The sequence below is a fragment of the Cupriavidus pauculus genome (assembly GCF_008693385.1).
In the GTDB taxonomy this organism is placed as follows: Bacteria; Pseudomonadota; Gammaproteobacteria; order Burkholderiales; family Burkholderiaceae; genus Cupriavidus; species Cupriavidus pauculus_D.
Map to the genome: position 1 here is coordinate 1,386,974 of NZ_CP044065.1, position 13,476 is coordinate 1,400,449.

Consider the following 13,476-nt stretch of genomic DNA (forward strand, 5'->3'; position numbering starts at 1 on the left):
GCCTACGCGCCGTTTGCGTTCCCCGTTGCGGCCTTCAGGCCTTCGACCGTATAGCCGGCGACTTGCTTGTAGTTCGCGGTAATGCCGCGGAGCTCGGCCTCGTCGATGATGCCCTCGAGCGTGGTAAACGGCTTGCCCTGGGTACGCTCGTGCACGACATTGAGAATCTTGTCGGGCGGCGCCTTGCGGTTGGTCAGCACGACATCGGTGGTTGCCTTGACGCGCTCCTTGTCGTAGGCAAGCAGGGCTTCCGGGCCCACCCCGTATTGCACGAACTTGTTGCGCAGCACATCGGCGTCGAGAATCGACTGACCGGCGCCGTTCGAGCCGCGCGGCACCATGGGGTGCGCGGCGTCGCCAAGCAGCGTGAGGCGGCCGAACGTCCAGGTCGGCAGCGGGTCCTGATCGACCATCGGGAACTGGAGGATGCCAGTCGTCGCTTCCATCATGGCGGTCACGTCGAGCCAGTCGAAGTGCCAGTCCTTGAAGGCGTGGATAAAGTCTTCGAGGCGGCCCGCCTTGTTCCAGTCACGCTGGGCCGGTTGTGGCGACTCGATTTCCGCGACCCAGTTCACCAGCTGGCGTCCCTGTGCATCCACGTTGTCGCGGATCGGGTAGATCACCATCTTGCCGACGCCGGGCATCAGCGCGCCGGCGCGTACCATCGTTGCACCCGAGAGAAACGCATCCCAGTGCACGGCCCCTCGCCACATGTTGATACCGGAGTACTTCGGTGCGCCTTCATTAGGGTAGAACTGCTTGCGCAATGCAGAGTGCAGGCCTTCGCACGACACCGCGACCGTTGCCTTCACCACATGCGTCTGTTCGGCTGCGTCAACGAACGTGACGGTGGCTTCGGTGTCGTCGGAAGCCGCGCTGACGCAGCGACGATCGAGAACGACGGCATCCTTGCCGAGACGCTCCTGCACGGCCGCAAGCAGTGCCATCTGCAGATCGCCGCGATGGATCGAGAATTGCGGCGTGGCATAGCCGGCCGCGACGCCGGCGGGCTCGCGGAAAATCAGTTGCCCGTGCACGTTGAAGAACGCGGCTTCCTTCGTGGCGATGCCGATCTTGCCCAATGTGTCGTTCATGCCAAGCTGGCCCAGCACGCGCGTCGCGTGCGGCAGGATATTGATGCCCACCCCCAGCGGGCGGAGTTCCGGGGCAGCTTCATAGACACGGCAGTCGATGCCGGCGTCATGTAGCGCCAGGGCCAGCGTCAGGCCGCCGATCCCGCCACCGATGATCATTACTTCGCATTCCTTGGACATCTTCGCTCCTCGCACGACGTTATGGATTCAAGCCTTTAAATTAAGCAGACGTCTGTCTAAATAGGGTTGATATGACAGACGTCTGCCGAATACTAGGGCGCGTATTCCATGCTGTCAACCGTCATCGCGCACCGTAGCGTAACGTCTGTCGCCACGTATCGGGGTGGGGCGGCTCTACGCTAGAATCGCCCCGTCATCCCTCGCGTCACGCCTGGTTTTCCCCGTTTTCGTTACGCAGCTCGTACAGACCCAATCGATAAGTGGAAGATGAATAGACCGATCGAGTCACCAACATTGGCCGCGGATCCCCGCCTGGAGACGCTGTACCGGCGACCCGGCTTTCTGATTCGCCGCGCGCATCAGATCGCGATGGACATGTTCATCGAGGCCTGCGCGCCCGTCGATATGACGCCCAGCCAGTACGGCGTGCTTTACATCCTGCAGCACATCGGGCCGCTGAGCCAGATCGGCGTGGCGCGCCTGATCGGTCTGGACCGGTCCACGGCGGCGCTCGTCGTCAAGCTGCTGACCGAACGCGGGCACGTCATGAAGGCGCCGAGCGCGCTCGATGCGCGCAAGGTGGAGATCGCGATCACGCCGGCGGGCTCGCAGGTGCTCAAGCAGGCGGCAAAGCTCGCCAATCGCGAAATGAAGCAACTGCTGGCGCCGTTCTCGGAGAGCGAAGGGCAGATGTTCCTGTCGCTGCTGGAGAAGTTCGTCGCCCACCATAACGACACCACGCGCGTCAGCATCGTGGGCCGGTCGGACGCCTGAGCCGGCTGGGTCAGAAGCGGTGCACGATGCCGACCTGGAGGCCTCGCACGGTGGCGCCGGGATAGGCGACCGGTACCCCCGCCGTGGTTGCGCCGTTCATCGCGAACGTGGCCTGCCGCTTGTTGCCGATCCATGCCGCCGCGGCGTAGAGGTTGGTCCGTTTGGAGAATGCATAGTCGTACATCGCGCCGGCCTGTTGCGCATTGTTCCCTTGTCCCGATTTGTCATGCGCGTACGCGAAGCCCAGCGCGACGTATGCAGCGTTGCCGAGGGGATACTTGACCGATGCCAGGAACACGTCGCGATTGAGCGGCGTGTGGGTCTGCCAGTTGCCGTTGTAACCGAGGTAGACCGACGCGACGCCAAAGTCGTACGACCCGCCGACGAATAGCGCCTTGAGCGTGGTGCCCGCGCTCGCACCCGGATAGGTGATGCCGATGGGGTTCTCCACCTTCTGGTAACCCGCCACGGCGCGCACCGGTCCGCTCGCGTACTCGAGTGTGGCGTGATAACTGCCAATGCCGTCGTTAGTCGCGTCGTTGCCGTCGCGCAGGCCGATCATCAGTTGCGACCGCAGCCCGCCAAACTCGGGACTCTGATAGGAGATGGCGTTACTCACGCGGGGCACGATCGTCAGAAAGCTGTCCATGCCCGACGCGATGGACGCGCCGTTGAAGGCGTCCAGCGCACCGGACACCGGGATGTACACCGGCGAATTCTGTCGCCCGAACCTCATCCCTCCCAGATTGGGCGTGGTCAGGCCGATCCATGCCTGCCGCGAGAAGGCCAGCCCCGATACCGTGCCGGCACCGGTGTTGGTCAGGACCCCCTGTTCCAGCATGAAGCTCACGGTGTACCCGGAGCCGAGCTCCTCGGTACCCCGCATGCCCCAGCGCGAACCCAGGTATTGCCCGGGATTCATTCGCACGACGGTATGGCCGCCGTTGTCGACGAACTGCACACTGTTGTCGATCAGGCCGAACAGCGTCAGGCCCTGCTGGGCCTGTGCGCTCGTTGCGGTTGCCAACAGCAGGCATGCCATGCCTGCCAGGCGTTTTGTCTCCATGCTCCACTCCTGCAACTAGGGTCGGATTGTGTTTTTCTTTTGTCCACAAATTTTATGTTTGTGCACAAAAAATCCGACATCGGGGTAGACCCTAGAACCAGCAAGAAACTTTGCAGGGAGTTTGTGTGCGGGCGAAGGCCTCTATATCCCGTATCCATTCGCACGTTCGCCTATGTTTACGGGAAACCCCTAACATTGCACAAGAATATTTTTTGTGCATAATTTGTCAAGCGCTAAGGAGACAAACATGCCAATCGTGGCGGTTCAGCATCTTGCAGGAGCATTCACTCGCGAGCAGCAGGTCGAGATCATGTGCGACATCGTCGACGCGATCGTGCGGCAGGGCGGCGAGGGGATTCGGGCAGCGACCATCGTGACGGTCACCGAGGTCGCGGACGGCCTGTGGTCGAACGGCGGTCAATGTCTGACGCTTTCCGAGATCGAGCGCCGGCGCGCAGCGCGCGCCGCCAGCGGCGGTGGCGGTGACGCCCCCGCGCAGAGCATCTAGACCATTCCGAATTGGAGACCAAGCGATGTACGCGATTTCAGCCAGCTTCGACGTCAACCCTGCCAGCGAGGCGATTCGTCTGACCCGAGCCCAGATGTGGAAAGGCCTCGTGCAGAAGGCCGAGTATGCGGTGCCCTTCGTTCCCGCAATGGAAGACTGTGTAGTGCAGGAACGTTTCGACGACGGTTTCATTCGTCAGATCACGCTGCGCAACATGACCGTGCGCGAGCGCATCACGTTCACGCCGGAAGTGCAGGTGCTGTTCGAGCGCATCGAGTCGGCGGACAACGGCTGGATCACCAACGTGCTGAGCGATGCCGAGCAAGGTCTCGTGCTGACGTTCACCTTCGCGCTGTGCTTCGACGGCGTGGAGGCCGGCTCGGCGGAAGAGCGCCGCAAGGGTGAGGAAGTGCGCGAGAGCTATATCGCCGCCGTCGGCGCAACGATCGCCGAGACGCGCCGCCGCGTCGCGGCAGGCGAGATCTGAGACGCGGAGCCGGAACAAGATGATCAATCACGCATCCGCCAGCGAGCCCAGCCGTCCGGTCCTCGTTTCATACGAGGGGGGGCGCGGAACGCGGGTCGGCATTCTGGTGCGGCAGCAGGTCTTCGATCTTGCCGAAGTCAGCGCGACGCCCCGCTATGCGGAGATGTCCGAAGTGCTCGGCGACTGGAGCCTCGTGAAGGACCTGCTGCGACGCTTCGACGCCTCGGCCACGAATGGCACCACGCCACTCGCACTGGCCGAAGTGCGCCTGCTCGCGCCGGTCGGCACACCGGGCGCGATCTATGGCGCAGGTGCAAACTATGCCGACCATGCCGCGGAAATGGCGCGAGTCAACAATACCGTGATGTCTGGCAAGCGGGGCGAGCGTTCGTGGCATTTCGTGAAGAGCTCCCATTCGGTGGTCGGCCCCGACGCCGTGGTGAAGCTGCCCGAGGGTGCGTCGTCCGTGGATTGGGAAGTGGAACTGGCGGCGGTCATCGGCAGGCAGGGGAAGAATCTTTCTCTCGAGGAAGCACTGGACTACGTCGCCGCGTATGCCGTCTCGATCGATCTCTCCGCGCGCGATCTGAGCCGCCGCGTGGACCTGCCCGAAAAGTCGCCGTTCCGCATGGACTGGCTGTCGCACAAGAGCTTCGACGGCGCGTGTCCCATCGGGCCCTGGCTGGTGCCGGCGGAGTACGTCAAAGACCCGCAGCAGCTCGACCTCGCGTTGTCGGTCAATGGCGAAACCAAGCAGGACTCCAACACGAACCAGATGATCTTCTCGCTGGCCGAGCAGATCCGTGACCTGTCGGCGCGCATCACGCTGTGGCCCGGCGACGTCGTCCTGACGGGAACGCCCGCGGGCGTCGGCAGCAGCCATGGTCACTTTCTGCGCAAGGGCGACCGCGTGTCTGCCAGCGTGGCGGGGCTTGGCGTCCTGGAAGTCAGTATCGAGGCCTGAGAGGGGCAGCCATGAGCAAGACGATGAATGCAGTGATGATGCGCGAGTTCGGCGGTCCGGAAGTGCTCGAACTGGTGAATGTCCCGCGTCCCGTGCCTGGGCCGGACGAAGTCCTGATCCGGGTCCACGCGGTGACGGTCAACCGGACGCTCGACCTGGCCGTGCGCGCGGGCCGCTATGGCCGGCCTGTCAAGCTGCCTCATGTGCTGGGGGCCGATCCGGTGGGCGTGATCGAGGACATCGGGCGTGACGTGACCGATCGCCAGGCGGGCGATCGCGTTGCCACCATGCCGGTGCTGCGTCCCGCCACCGCGACCACGCCGCCCACACTGCTTGGCGTATCGGTGTGGGGTGGCTATGCCGAATTCGTCGTCGTGCCGGCAAGCGCCACACAGCGCGTGCCCGAAGCGCTGGACTTTGCCAGCGCCGCGGTGATCGGCCGTCATGCACCGATGGCGCTCCACCTGCTTGAGACCAAGGCAAAGGTGCGACCTGGCGAGACGGTGCTGGTCATGGGCGCCAGCGGAGGGCTGGGAATGGCGGGCGTGCAGATCGCCAAGTCCCTGGGCGCCACGGTCATCGCGGGTGCCGGTAGCATCGAGCGCGTCCAGCGGGCCATGGCGGCTGGCGCCGATTACGGTGTCGACTATCGGGCCCACGACCTCGTCGCCGAGATCAAGGCCATCACGGAAGGGCGCGGTGTCGACGTGGTGTTCGAGAACATCGCCGATCCGGAACTCTTTCCCAAGGCTTTCGCGTCGCTGGCGCGCGGTGGCCGGCTTGTCACGGCGGGCTCCCACGGCGGCGGCACGGTGCCGTTGAATGTGACCGAGCTTTACCAGAAGCAGCTCACGATCCACGGGTCCACCGGCCTGACCGCCGGCGACCTCGTCAAGTCGCTGGAGCTTGGCGCCACCGGCAAGATCCGGGCGGAGTTCGCACGCTCCATGCCGCTGGCCGATGCGGCGCTCGCGCACAGGGGCTTGGAGGACGGCGACATTGAAGGGAAAATTGTCCTGTCGCCAGCGCAGTGAGAAGAGGGTGCGCCGGCAAGCCCATCCATAGGTCGAAGACATCATGAAAATCGAAGAGCTAGTTCCCGCCCAGTCAGCCCGATCGGTACCGTCCACCGCGAAAGGCCGGCCGCTATCGGAACAGGCGTTCATCACGCTGCGTCGCCGTATCCTGCGCGGAGAAATCCCGCCGGGAACCAAGCTGCGCATCGAAGTCCTGCAACAGGAACACTCGCTGTCGAGTAGCCCGTTGCGTGAGGCGCTGAACCGGCTGGTGGCCGAAGGGCTCGTGACGAACGACGACAACAAGGGCTTTCGCGCGGCGGCCATGTCGCCCGCGGATCTGAACGACATCACCAACTTCCGGCTGCTGGTGGAGCCCGCCGCGCTGGCGCAGTCCATCGCGAGCGGCGACGTCGCTTGGGAAGGGCGCATCGTCGCGGAGTTTCACCAGCTGGAGCGCTTGCGGGCACGGGCATTGGCCAGCGGTCAGGGCCCCGACGAGGAATGGACCGAGCGGCACAAGATGTTTCATATGGCGCTGCTCTCGGCAGCGGATTCGCCACGGCTGCTGGCGACGTGTTCGAGCCTTTTCGACCAGTCGGAACGGTATCGGCGATTCTCCGTGATGAATCGCAAGGAACCCCGCAACATCGACGACGAGCACCGCCGCATGATGGACGCGGCGCTCGACCGGAAAACAGAACTGGCCTGCGCAATCCTGCGCGACCATATCAATCAGACCGCGCGCAACGTGGTGATGATTGCGACGGCCGAACAAGGCCGCACGGAAGCCTAGCGGCAGCACTCGACGCGCCGACGGCTTCCACATCAGGAGGAAGACGCTATGCCTATGAACGAAAGTTCACAGTTGGCCCAACTCGCGCCCGCGCGCGACATTGGTGCCGTTTCCGCCTCGCCACGGGCCGTGGAGGAGCCGGGCCGGCCCGCGCTGTTTCGGGCCTACATGACGCTTTCCATCCTCATCCTCGCCTACATCATTTCGCTCGTCGACCGGCAGGTGATGGCGCTGATGGTGGGGCCGATCAAGCAATCGCTGCAGATCGACGACGTGCAGATCGGCTTGCTCCAGGGCTTCTCGTTCGCGCTGTTCTACTGCATTCTGGGATTGCCGCTTGGACGCGTGGCTGACAAGAGCAGCCGGCGCGTGTTGATCGCGGCGGGCATGGCGTTCTGGAGCGCGGCCACGGTCGCGTGCGCGTTCGCCGAGACCTTCGGTGAACTGTTCCTGGCGCGTATGTGTGTCGGGATCGGCGAAGCCGCGCTCGCCCCCGCCGCGTACTCGCTGCTCGCCGATCTGTTCCCGGGCAAGCGCCTGGTGCGGGCCAATGCGTTGTTCTCGATGGGGGCCATGCTGGGTGGCAGCCTCGCGCTGCTGGTAGGCGGCACCGCGCTCGACTACGCTTCAAAGTTCGCCGGGCATGCGCTGGGCGGACAGTTCAGTGCGTGGCAGCTGGTGTTCATTGCGGTTGGGCTCCCGGGGATCCTGCTGACCGTCGTGTTGCTCGCTGCCGTGCGTGAACCGAAACGGCTCGACGACAGTCCACTGCCGACCGTGCGCGAGGCGTACGGACAGATCTGGGCGCTGCGCCGCCATCTGACGCCGCTCTATACCTGCGCCGCGCTGCTGTCGATCGTGATGTTCGCCAATCTCGGCTGGCTGCCGAGCCACTTCATCCGCACCTATCACATGACGCCGAGCGCGACGGGGCAGGGGCTTGGCATCGCGCTCGTGCTTGGTTCGGTGGCGGGCACATTCCTTGGACCGACGCTGACCAACTGGCTGCTGCGCAAGGGATATGCGGACGCGCATATGCGCACCGTGCTCATCGCCTCCGTGCTGATCCTCGTGCCGCTGTTCGGGCCCATGCTCGAGACGCCGCGCGGGGCACTGGTAGCCGCGTTCTTCTATTTCCTGGTGCAGAACTCCTACTTCGGTGCCATCACCGCTTCGGCGCAGATGGTGACGCCGAATCGTGTGCGGGCCATCAACTCGGGCATCCTGTTCCTGCTGATGAATCTGATCGGACTGGGCGGTGCCTCCGTCGTGGTCGCGTGGGTATCGGTGCATGTCTTCGGCGGACAGGCCAACGCCATCGGACACGCGATCATCCTCGTCTGCACGCTGGCTTCGCTGGCGTCCGCGATCGTTGCCGCGGCGACGCTGAAGCGCTATCGCGCCGCGCCGCTGACGGTCGTGCAGGGAGCAAGCCGATGACATCCACGGCAGAATCCACGCTCGCGGACATTTCCTACGAGCGTCTGGCACCGCCGGCGCGGTTCCGGCTGGTGGTCGTCGGCAGCCACGGCGGCATCGGTTCCGAACTGTGCCGCGCAGCCGAAGCGATCGGTGTGCACGTCTACGGTGTCGATACCGAGCGGGCGATCGCGGCCAGGCCCGATCACCTCGCCGGCTATTGCTCGGCAATCGACGTGCGCAGCGATACATCGGTGGAAGACGCATTTGCGCGGATCGGGCGCGAGTGGGACGGTATCGATGGCATCGCCTATGTGACGGGCGTCGGCGAGCGGCCGATGCCGGCCCTCGATCACGCGCCCGCGCAGTGGGATCTCACGATGGATGTGAATCTGCGTGGGGCGTTTCTCGTCGCGCGATGCGCGCGTCCGCTACTGAAAGACCATGCCTCCGTCGTGTTCGTGGCGTCGGGTCTCGGGGTCTCGCCAGAACCCGGCTTTGCCGCCTATAGCGCGTCGAAAGCGGGACTGATCTCGTTTGCACGCACGCTCGCGAAAGAGTGGGCGCCGATACGCGTGAACTGCGTGGCCCCGGGACTGGTCAACACGGCGTTCCTCGCGGGCGGTACCGGCAACGATGCGCCCAGCGAAGTCGACCTCCAGCAGTGGTTCGGCGCGGAGCGCGCGCGCGGCATCCTCGACGCGATTCCGATGCGGCGTATCGCGGTGCCGGCCGATGTCGTCGCGCCGCTGCTGTTCCTGCTCGGCTCCGGATCCCGTTTCATCACGGGGCAGACGCTGCATGTCAACGGCGGCAAGCTCTCCCAGTAATCTTTATCAGCTACAGGCATCGGCATGAGCATCATCAAGTGTAATGAGCTGCTGTACATTCGCCGCAGCGTTCCCGACGTCTCGAAAATCGAGGCGTTCCTCGTGGACTTCGGATTGATTCCGGCGGCTCGCCAGGGTTCGAGCGTCTATCTGCGCGGCACGGACCCCGTCCATCACTGCTACATCCTCGAGGAAGGGCCCGCGCGACTGCTGGGGTTTGCCTTCGCGGCGAAGAGCGAGGCCGATCTCCATACGCTGGCCAAGGCGACCGGTTGTGCCGTCGAGGCCATCGACGAGCCCGGTGGCGGCCAGCGCGTGCGTCTGCAAGAGCCCAATGGCTATGCGGTGGACATCGTGTTCGGCATGGCGACACCGGCAGCCATCGCGGTAGCGCGTCAGCCCGTCAACACCGGCAGCGAGCCGCTCCGGCGCAGGGAGCTGCTGCGCTTGCCGCGGGGCAAGGCCACGCCGTTGAAGCGCATTGCGCACGTCGTGCTGGGCACGCCGAGGGTCGCCGAGACCGCGGCCTGGTTCCGCGACACCCTTGGCATGCTACCGTCCGACGAAGTGTTCCGCGCCACCGGCGAGGCGCAGATTGCGTCGTTCCTGCGTGTGGACAAGGGAGACGAATATGTAGACCACCACGCGTTTCTGCCCATGCGCTCGGACGACGTCGGCCTGCAGCACGTCTCGTTCGAATCGCAGGATATCGACGCGGTGATGGCGGACCACCACTTCCTGCAGTCGCTCGGCTACGAACATCTATGGGGGATTGGCCGCCATCTGCTGGGCAGCCAGTTGTTCGACTACTGGAACGATCCGCTGGGGTATGCGCACGAGCACTGGGCGGACTCGGACCGGCTGTCGGCGAGCGCGCCGACCGGCGTCTGGGAAGCGAAGGAGGGGATGGTGACGCAATGGGGCGAACCCGCGACCGAACGGTTCCGCCATAACGTCAAGCCCTAACCGGGTATCGTCTACGCCAGCCGTTCCCGCAGAAAGTCGATGAAACGCTGAGTTTTCGCGGGAAGCAGGCGTGTCTCGGTGATCGCGTACACCGTCTGTGGCAGCCCGTGCCAATCCGGCAGAATTCTCCGCAGCTTGCCGCTTGCGACCTCGTCCGCCATCACGCCCTTCGACGTCATCGCGATGCCCAGGTCCAGTGTCGCGAAGCGCCGCAGCAAGCCGACATTGTTGAGCGTGAACCGGCCGCCCACGGGCACGGTGATGCTGTTTCCGCCGTCGGTGAGCGTCCAGGTGGAAGCCCGTAACATCGTGAGGCATTGATGGGAGCTGAGGTCTTCGGGCCTGGTCGGCTCCCCATGCTTCTTCAGGTAGTCTGGCGAGGCGAACAGTTCGGGGATCAGCGTCGTGATGGGGCGTGCAATCAGTTGCGAGTCGCCGGACTCGCCCATGCGGATTGCCACATCGAAAGGGTCGCTGACCATATCCACCCGACGCGGCGTCAAGTCGAAGTCGAACGAAATGGCGGGATAAAGCCGCGAGAACTCCGCGATCAGCGGTGCCAGATAGGTCTGGGAGAAGTCCACCGACATGGAGGCGCGCAGCAGGCCACTGGGCTGCGCCAGCATCTCGCCCAGATGTTCGTGGGCCAGTCGCGCTTCGTCGACGATGCGCTTGCAGCGCGCAAAGTAGATCTGACCCGCTTCGGTGAGTTCCAGCTTGCGCGTGGTGCGGTGGAGCAGGCGCAGGCCAATGGCTTTCTCGAGGATGGTGATCCGGCGCGATAGCGTCGAATTGGGCATCCGTACCGTCTCTGCAGCTTTCCGAAATCCCTTGGCTTTGACGACCTCCACGAAGAGAGCCATGTCGTTTAGGTAGTCATCCATGTGATTGCTTCATTGTTGGATCAATACTTTCCAAAATACCATATTTATCCGCGTTGAAAAGGCGATGATCATCGCTGCATCATGGCAAAAACCAACGCAGAACGGCAACGCATCTACCGGTCGAAAAGAACCGGCACGGGAGGGCGGCACGAGCGCATCAACTGCTACGTTTCGATCTCGACGAAGCGAAACGTGGAGCGGCTTGCGTGTTACTACCATCTCACGCTTGCCGAGACGCTGGAGAAGATCATCAACGAGCGCGCGGCGACGCTGCTCGAACGGCTCAGCGAGGAAGAGCGTGAAATGTTTTTCGAGGAGCGGGCGGGTGCGCAACATACACCAGAACCGGAAGACATCAGTTCGGGGGCGTGAGAGTACCGTTACTGCGTAACGGCATCCGGGCGACAAGTGATTGCATCGAGTTGGATCGTCTTTCGATATTTTTTTAAAAGATTGTTATATCTCGATCGTCTCTCTCGGACAGCAATTCGCGTAACGTGCCCGCCATGCGAGGCGTTGCGGAAGCAGGCATCAAAAAGGAGCGATGTCCGACTGCTCGTCGGGAGGGGGTACGCCGATCCGGACATCGCCAAAGCTCACGACGGTGTGACGTTAGAGGCCGAGATCCGTCAGCCCTGCATGATCGTCGGGCCGCCGGCCCAGGGGCCAATGAAACTTGCGATCGGTCTCCTTGATGGGCAGATCGTTGATGCAGGCAAAACGCCGTTGCATCAGACCGTTCTCGTCGAACTCCCAGTTTTCGTTGCCGTACGAACGGTACCAGTGGCCGGAGTCGTCGTGCCATTCATACGCATAGCGAACGGCGATCCGGTTACCTTCGAACGCCCACAGTTCCTTGATCAGCCGGTAGTCCAGCTCCTTGTTCCATTTGCGCGTCAGGAAGTCGACGATTTCCTTGCGCCCGTTGGCGAACTCGGCGCGGTTACGCCAGGCACTATCCTTCGTGTAGGCGAGCGACACCTTTTCCGGATCTCGGGTGTTCCAGCCATCTTCCGCGAGGCGGACCTTGACCAGGGCAGTTTCCCGGGTGAAGGGCGGGACAGGTTGGCGGACTTCGGTGTTCGACATGAGGGCTCCTTGAATGGAAACGACTACAGAGAAACGACTCCCGGTTACTGCGTGAAGGCATCTGCGATAGTAGTCGGGTGGAAAAAACTTGGGCGCCGAGGAGCGGACCGTCGACGCCGTCTGCCCGCTGCGCCGATATCGACATCCCGCTTGTCAGAAGTACTGCGGCATGCGCATCGTCGGATAGTCCGTGTATCCCATCGCCGAACCTCCGTAGAACGTCGAGCGCTGCGCCTCGTTCATCGGCGCTCCCGTCCGGAGGCGCTCGACGAAGTCCGGATTGGCGAGGATGGGACGCCCATAGGCTTCCATGTCTGCCCGAGAGGATTTGACGTCGATGCCGATCTCGGCAAGGGGCCGTCCCGGTCGGTTGAGGATCAGTATCCGGCGCCAGCGCTGGCGGATATCCTCGAGCATCGCGTCGTCGCCGTGATGAACGATGTGCAGGTAAGCGAGACCGAGCCGGTCGAGTTCTGTAACCAGATAACGATAGAGTGCCGGTGCCTCGGCACCTTCATCGATACCGCGCGTCCTGAGCCCCGGCGACAGTCGGATCGCAGTCCTGTCCGGACCGATTTCGTCGGCGATGGCGGTGGCGATCTCTATTGCGAAGCGCGCGCGATGCTGGAGGGATCCGCCATAGGCATCGGTACGGATATTGGCGCTTGGCGCGAGGAACTGTTGGAGGAGCAGACCTTCCGCCCCGTGAATTTCCACCCCGTCGCTGCCGGCATCCATTGCACGGCGCGCCGCGTGGCGGAAATCCCGGATCGTTTGCTGAATCTCCCCGATATCGAGTGGACGGGGCGTGGGGATGTCCTGCACGCCTTTCCGTGTGAACATCTGCGCCTGCGGAGCGATCGCGGACGGCGCCACACCCGGCCGGTGGTGTGGTGTGTCATCGGGGTGCGACATGCGCCCCGCATGCATGAGCTGGATGAAAAGGCGCCCGCCTTGCGCGCGGATCGCGCGCGTCGTCTTTTGCCATCCAGCCACATGGGCATCGGTATAGATACCTGGCGTGGCACGATATCCCTGCGCGTCGGCGCAAGGCTGAGTGCCTTCGGAGACGATGAGGCCAACGCTCGCGCGCTGGCTGTAATACCTGGCGGAGAGTTCCCCGGGCGTGCCATCGGGCAAGGCACGGCACCGTGTCATGGGTGCCATGACGATACGGTTCTGAAGTCTGTAACGGCCCAGTTCCACCCCGTCAAACAGATCCGCCATTCCCGCCACCCTCCCGACTCGTGCGCATCTTATTGGATAAGGCTACTCGTACGGTCGAGAGCGCCACCACCGTTCGCGTGATTCAGTGGTACGGTTATGGTCGCCGATTCAAGCGTCGGGCACATCCACTCGCTGCGAAAGGCAGTATTTCCCTCCGATCAAGAGTGGGGATGCGC

15 protein-coding genes are annotated in these 13,476 nt (G+C 63.6%); 10 read left to right on the forward strand and 5 right to left on the reverse strand.

Annotation, left to right across the window (positions count from 1 at the left end):
* Window positions 1–2: 2 nt before the first annotated feature.
* The gene (locus tag FOB72_RS06320) at window positions 3–1,274 is read right to left on the reverse strand and encodes a flavin-dependent oxidoreductase (RefSeq protein ID WP_150371751.1); all 1,272 of its coding nucleotides are present in this window, start codon (window positions 1,272–1,274) and stop codon (window positions 3–5) included.
* 267 nt (window positions 1,275–1,541) lie between these two features.
* Between FOB72_RS06320 and FOB72_RS06325 the strand changes: the two genes are divergently transcribed.
* Window positions 1,542–2,048, forward strand: coding sequence for a MarR family winged helix-turn-helix transcriptional regulator (locus FOB72_RS06325; RefSeq protein WP_109581074.1), 507 nt, complete (start codon window positions 1,542–1,544; stop codon window positions 2,046–2,048).
* A 10-nt stretch (window positions 2,049–2,058) separates the two neighbouring features.
* On the opposite strand, the gene FOB72_RS06330 is transcribed toward FOB72_RS06325, so the two are convergent.
* Window positions 2,059–3,114: a porin gene (locus tag FOB72_RS06330; protein ID WP_150371752.1), complete on the reverse strand. Its 1,056-nt coding sequence runs from the start codon at window positions 3,112–3,114 to the stop codon at window positions 2,059–2,061.
* Window positions 3,115–3,361: 247 nt separating this feature from the next.
* On the opposite strand from FOB72_RS06330, the gene FOB72_RS06335 reads away from it, so the two are divergent.
* From FOB72_RS06335 to FOB72_RS06370, 8 genes are read left to right on the forward strand one after another with little or no spacing between them, the layout of a single operon-like run.
* Complete coding sequence (locus FOB72_RS06335) at window positions 3,362–3,622, forward strand: tautomerase family protein (RefSeq protein WP_109581076.1); 261 nt, start codon at window positions 3,362–3,364, stop codon at window positions 3,620–3,622.
* A 25-nt stretch (window positions 3,623–3,647) separates the two neighbouring features.
* The gene (locus tag FOB72_RS06340) at window positions 3,648–4,109 is read left to right on the forward strand and encodes an SRPBCC family protein (RefSeq protein ID WP_109581077.1); all 462 of its coding nucleotides are present in this window, start codon (window positions 3,648–3,650) and stop codon (window positions 4,107–4,109) included.
* Window positions 4,110–4,128: 19 nt separating this feature from the next.
* Complete coding sequence (locus FOB72_RS06345; protein WP_109581078.1) at window positions 4,129–5,073, forward strand: fumarylacetoacetate hydrolase family protein; 945 nt, start codon at window positions 4,129–4,131, stop codon at window positions 5,071–5,073.
* A gap of 11 nt (window positions 5,074–5,084) precedes the next feature.
* Entirely contained in the window at window positions 5,085–6,107 is a 1,023-nt protein-coding gene (locus tag FOB72_RS06350; protein WP_109581079.1) for a zinc-binding dehydrogenase, read from the forward strand.
* 43 nt (window positions 6,108–6,150) lie between these two features.
* The gene (locus FOB72_RS06355) at window positions 6,151–6,885 is read left to right on the forward strand and encodes a GntR family transcriptional regulator (RefSeq protein ID WP_150371753.1); all 735 of its coding nucleotides are present in this window, start codon (window positions 6,151–6,153) and stop codon (window positions 6,883–6,885) included.
* Window positions 6,886–6,939: 54 nt separating this feature from the next.
* Entirely contained in the window at window positions 6,940–8,325 is a 1,386-nt protein-coding gene (locus FOB72_RS06360; RefSeq protein WP_191002209.1) for an MFS transporter, read from the forward strand.
* Window positions 8,322–9,134, forward strand: a complete 813-nt coding sequence (locus FOB72_RS06365; RefSeq protein WP_150371755.1) for an SDR family NAD(P)-dependent oxidoreductase — start codon at window positions 8,322–8,324, stop codon at window positions 9,132–9,134. The genes FOB72_RS06360 and FOB72_RS06365 overlap by 4 nt, the downstream gene beginning before the upstream one ends.
* A 24-nt stretch (window positions 9,135–9,158) precedes the next feature.
* Window positions 9,159–10,100, forward strand: a complete 942-nt coding sequence (locus FOB72_RS06370) for a VOC family protein (RefSeq protein WP_150371756.1) — start codon at window positions 9,159–9,161, stop codon at window positions 10,098–10,100.
* Window positions 10,101–10,111: 11 nt separating this feature from the next.
* Here FOB72_RS06370 and FOB72_RS06375 read toward each other — a convergent pair whose 3' ends face one another.
* On the reverse strand, window positions 10,112–10,984 hold the full coding sequence (locus FOB72_RS06375; protein ID WP_121490896.1) for a LysR family transcriptional regulator: 873 nt from the start codon (window positions 10,982–10,984) through the stop codon (window positions 10,112–10,114).
* An 81-nt stretch (window positions 10,985–11,065) separates the two neighbouring features.
* Between FOB72_RS06375 and FOB72_RS06380 the strand changes: the two genes are divergently transcribed.
* Entirely contained in the window at window positions 11,066–11,356 is a 291-nt protein-coding gene (locus FOB72_RS06380) for a hypothetical protein (RefSeq protein WP_150371757.1), read from the forward strand.
* A 240-nt stretch (window positions 11,357–11,596) separates the two neighbouring features.
* Here the strand turns inward: FOB72_RS06380 and FOB72_RS06385 are convergent, their stop codons facing one another.
* Complete coding sequence (locus FOB72_RS06385) at window positions 11,597–12,073, reverse strand: DUF1348 family protein (protein ID WP_150371758.1); 477 nt, start codon at window positions 12,071–12,073, stop codon at window positions 11,597–11,599.
* Between the two features lie 153 nt (window positions 12,074–12,226).
* Window positions 12,227–13,300 (reverse strand): alkene reductase, encoded by a 1,074-nt coding sequence (locus tag FOB72_RS06390; RefSeq protein WP_150371759.1) that lies wholly within the window; start codon window positions 13,298–13,300, stop codon window positions 12,227–12,229.
* Window positions 13,301–13,476: the final 176 nt, after the last annotated feature.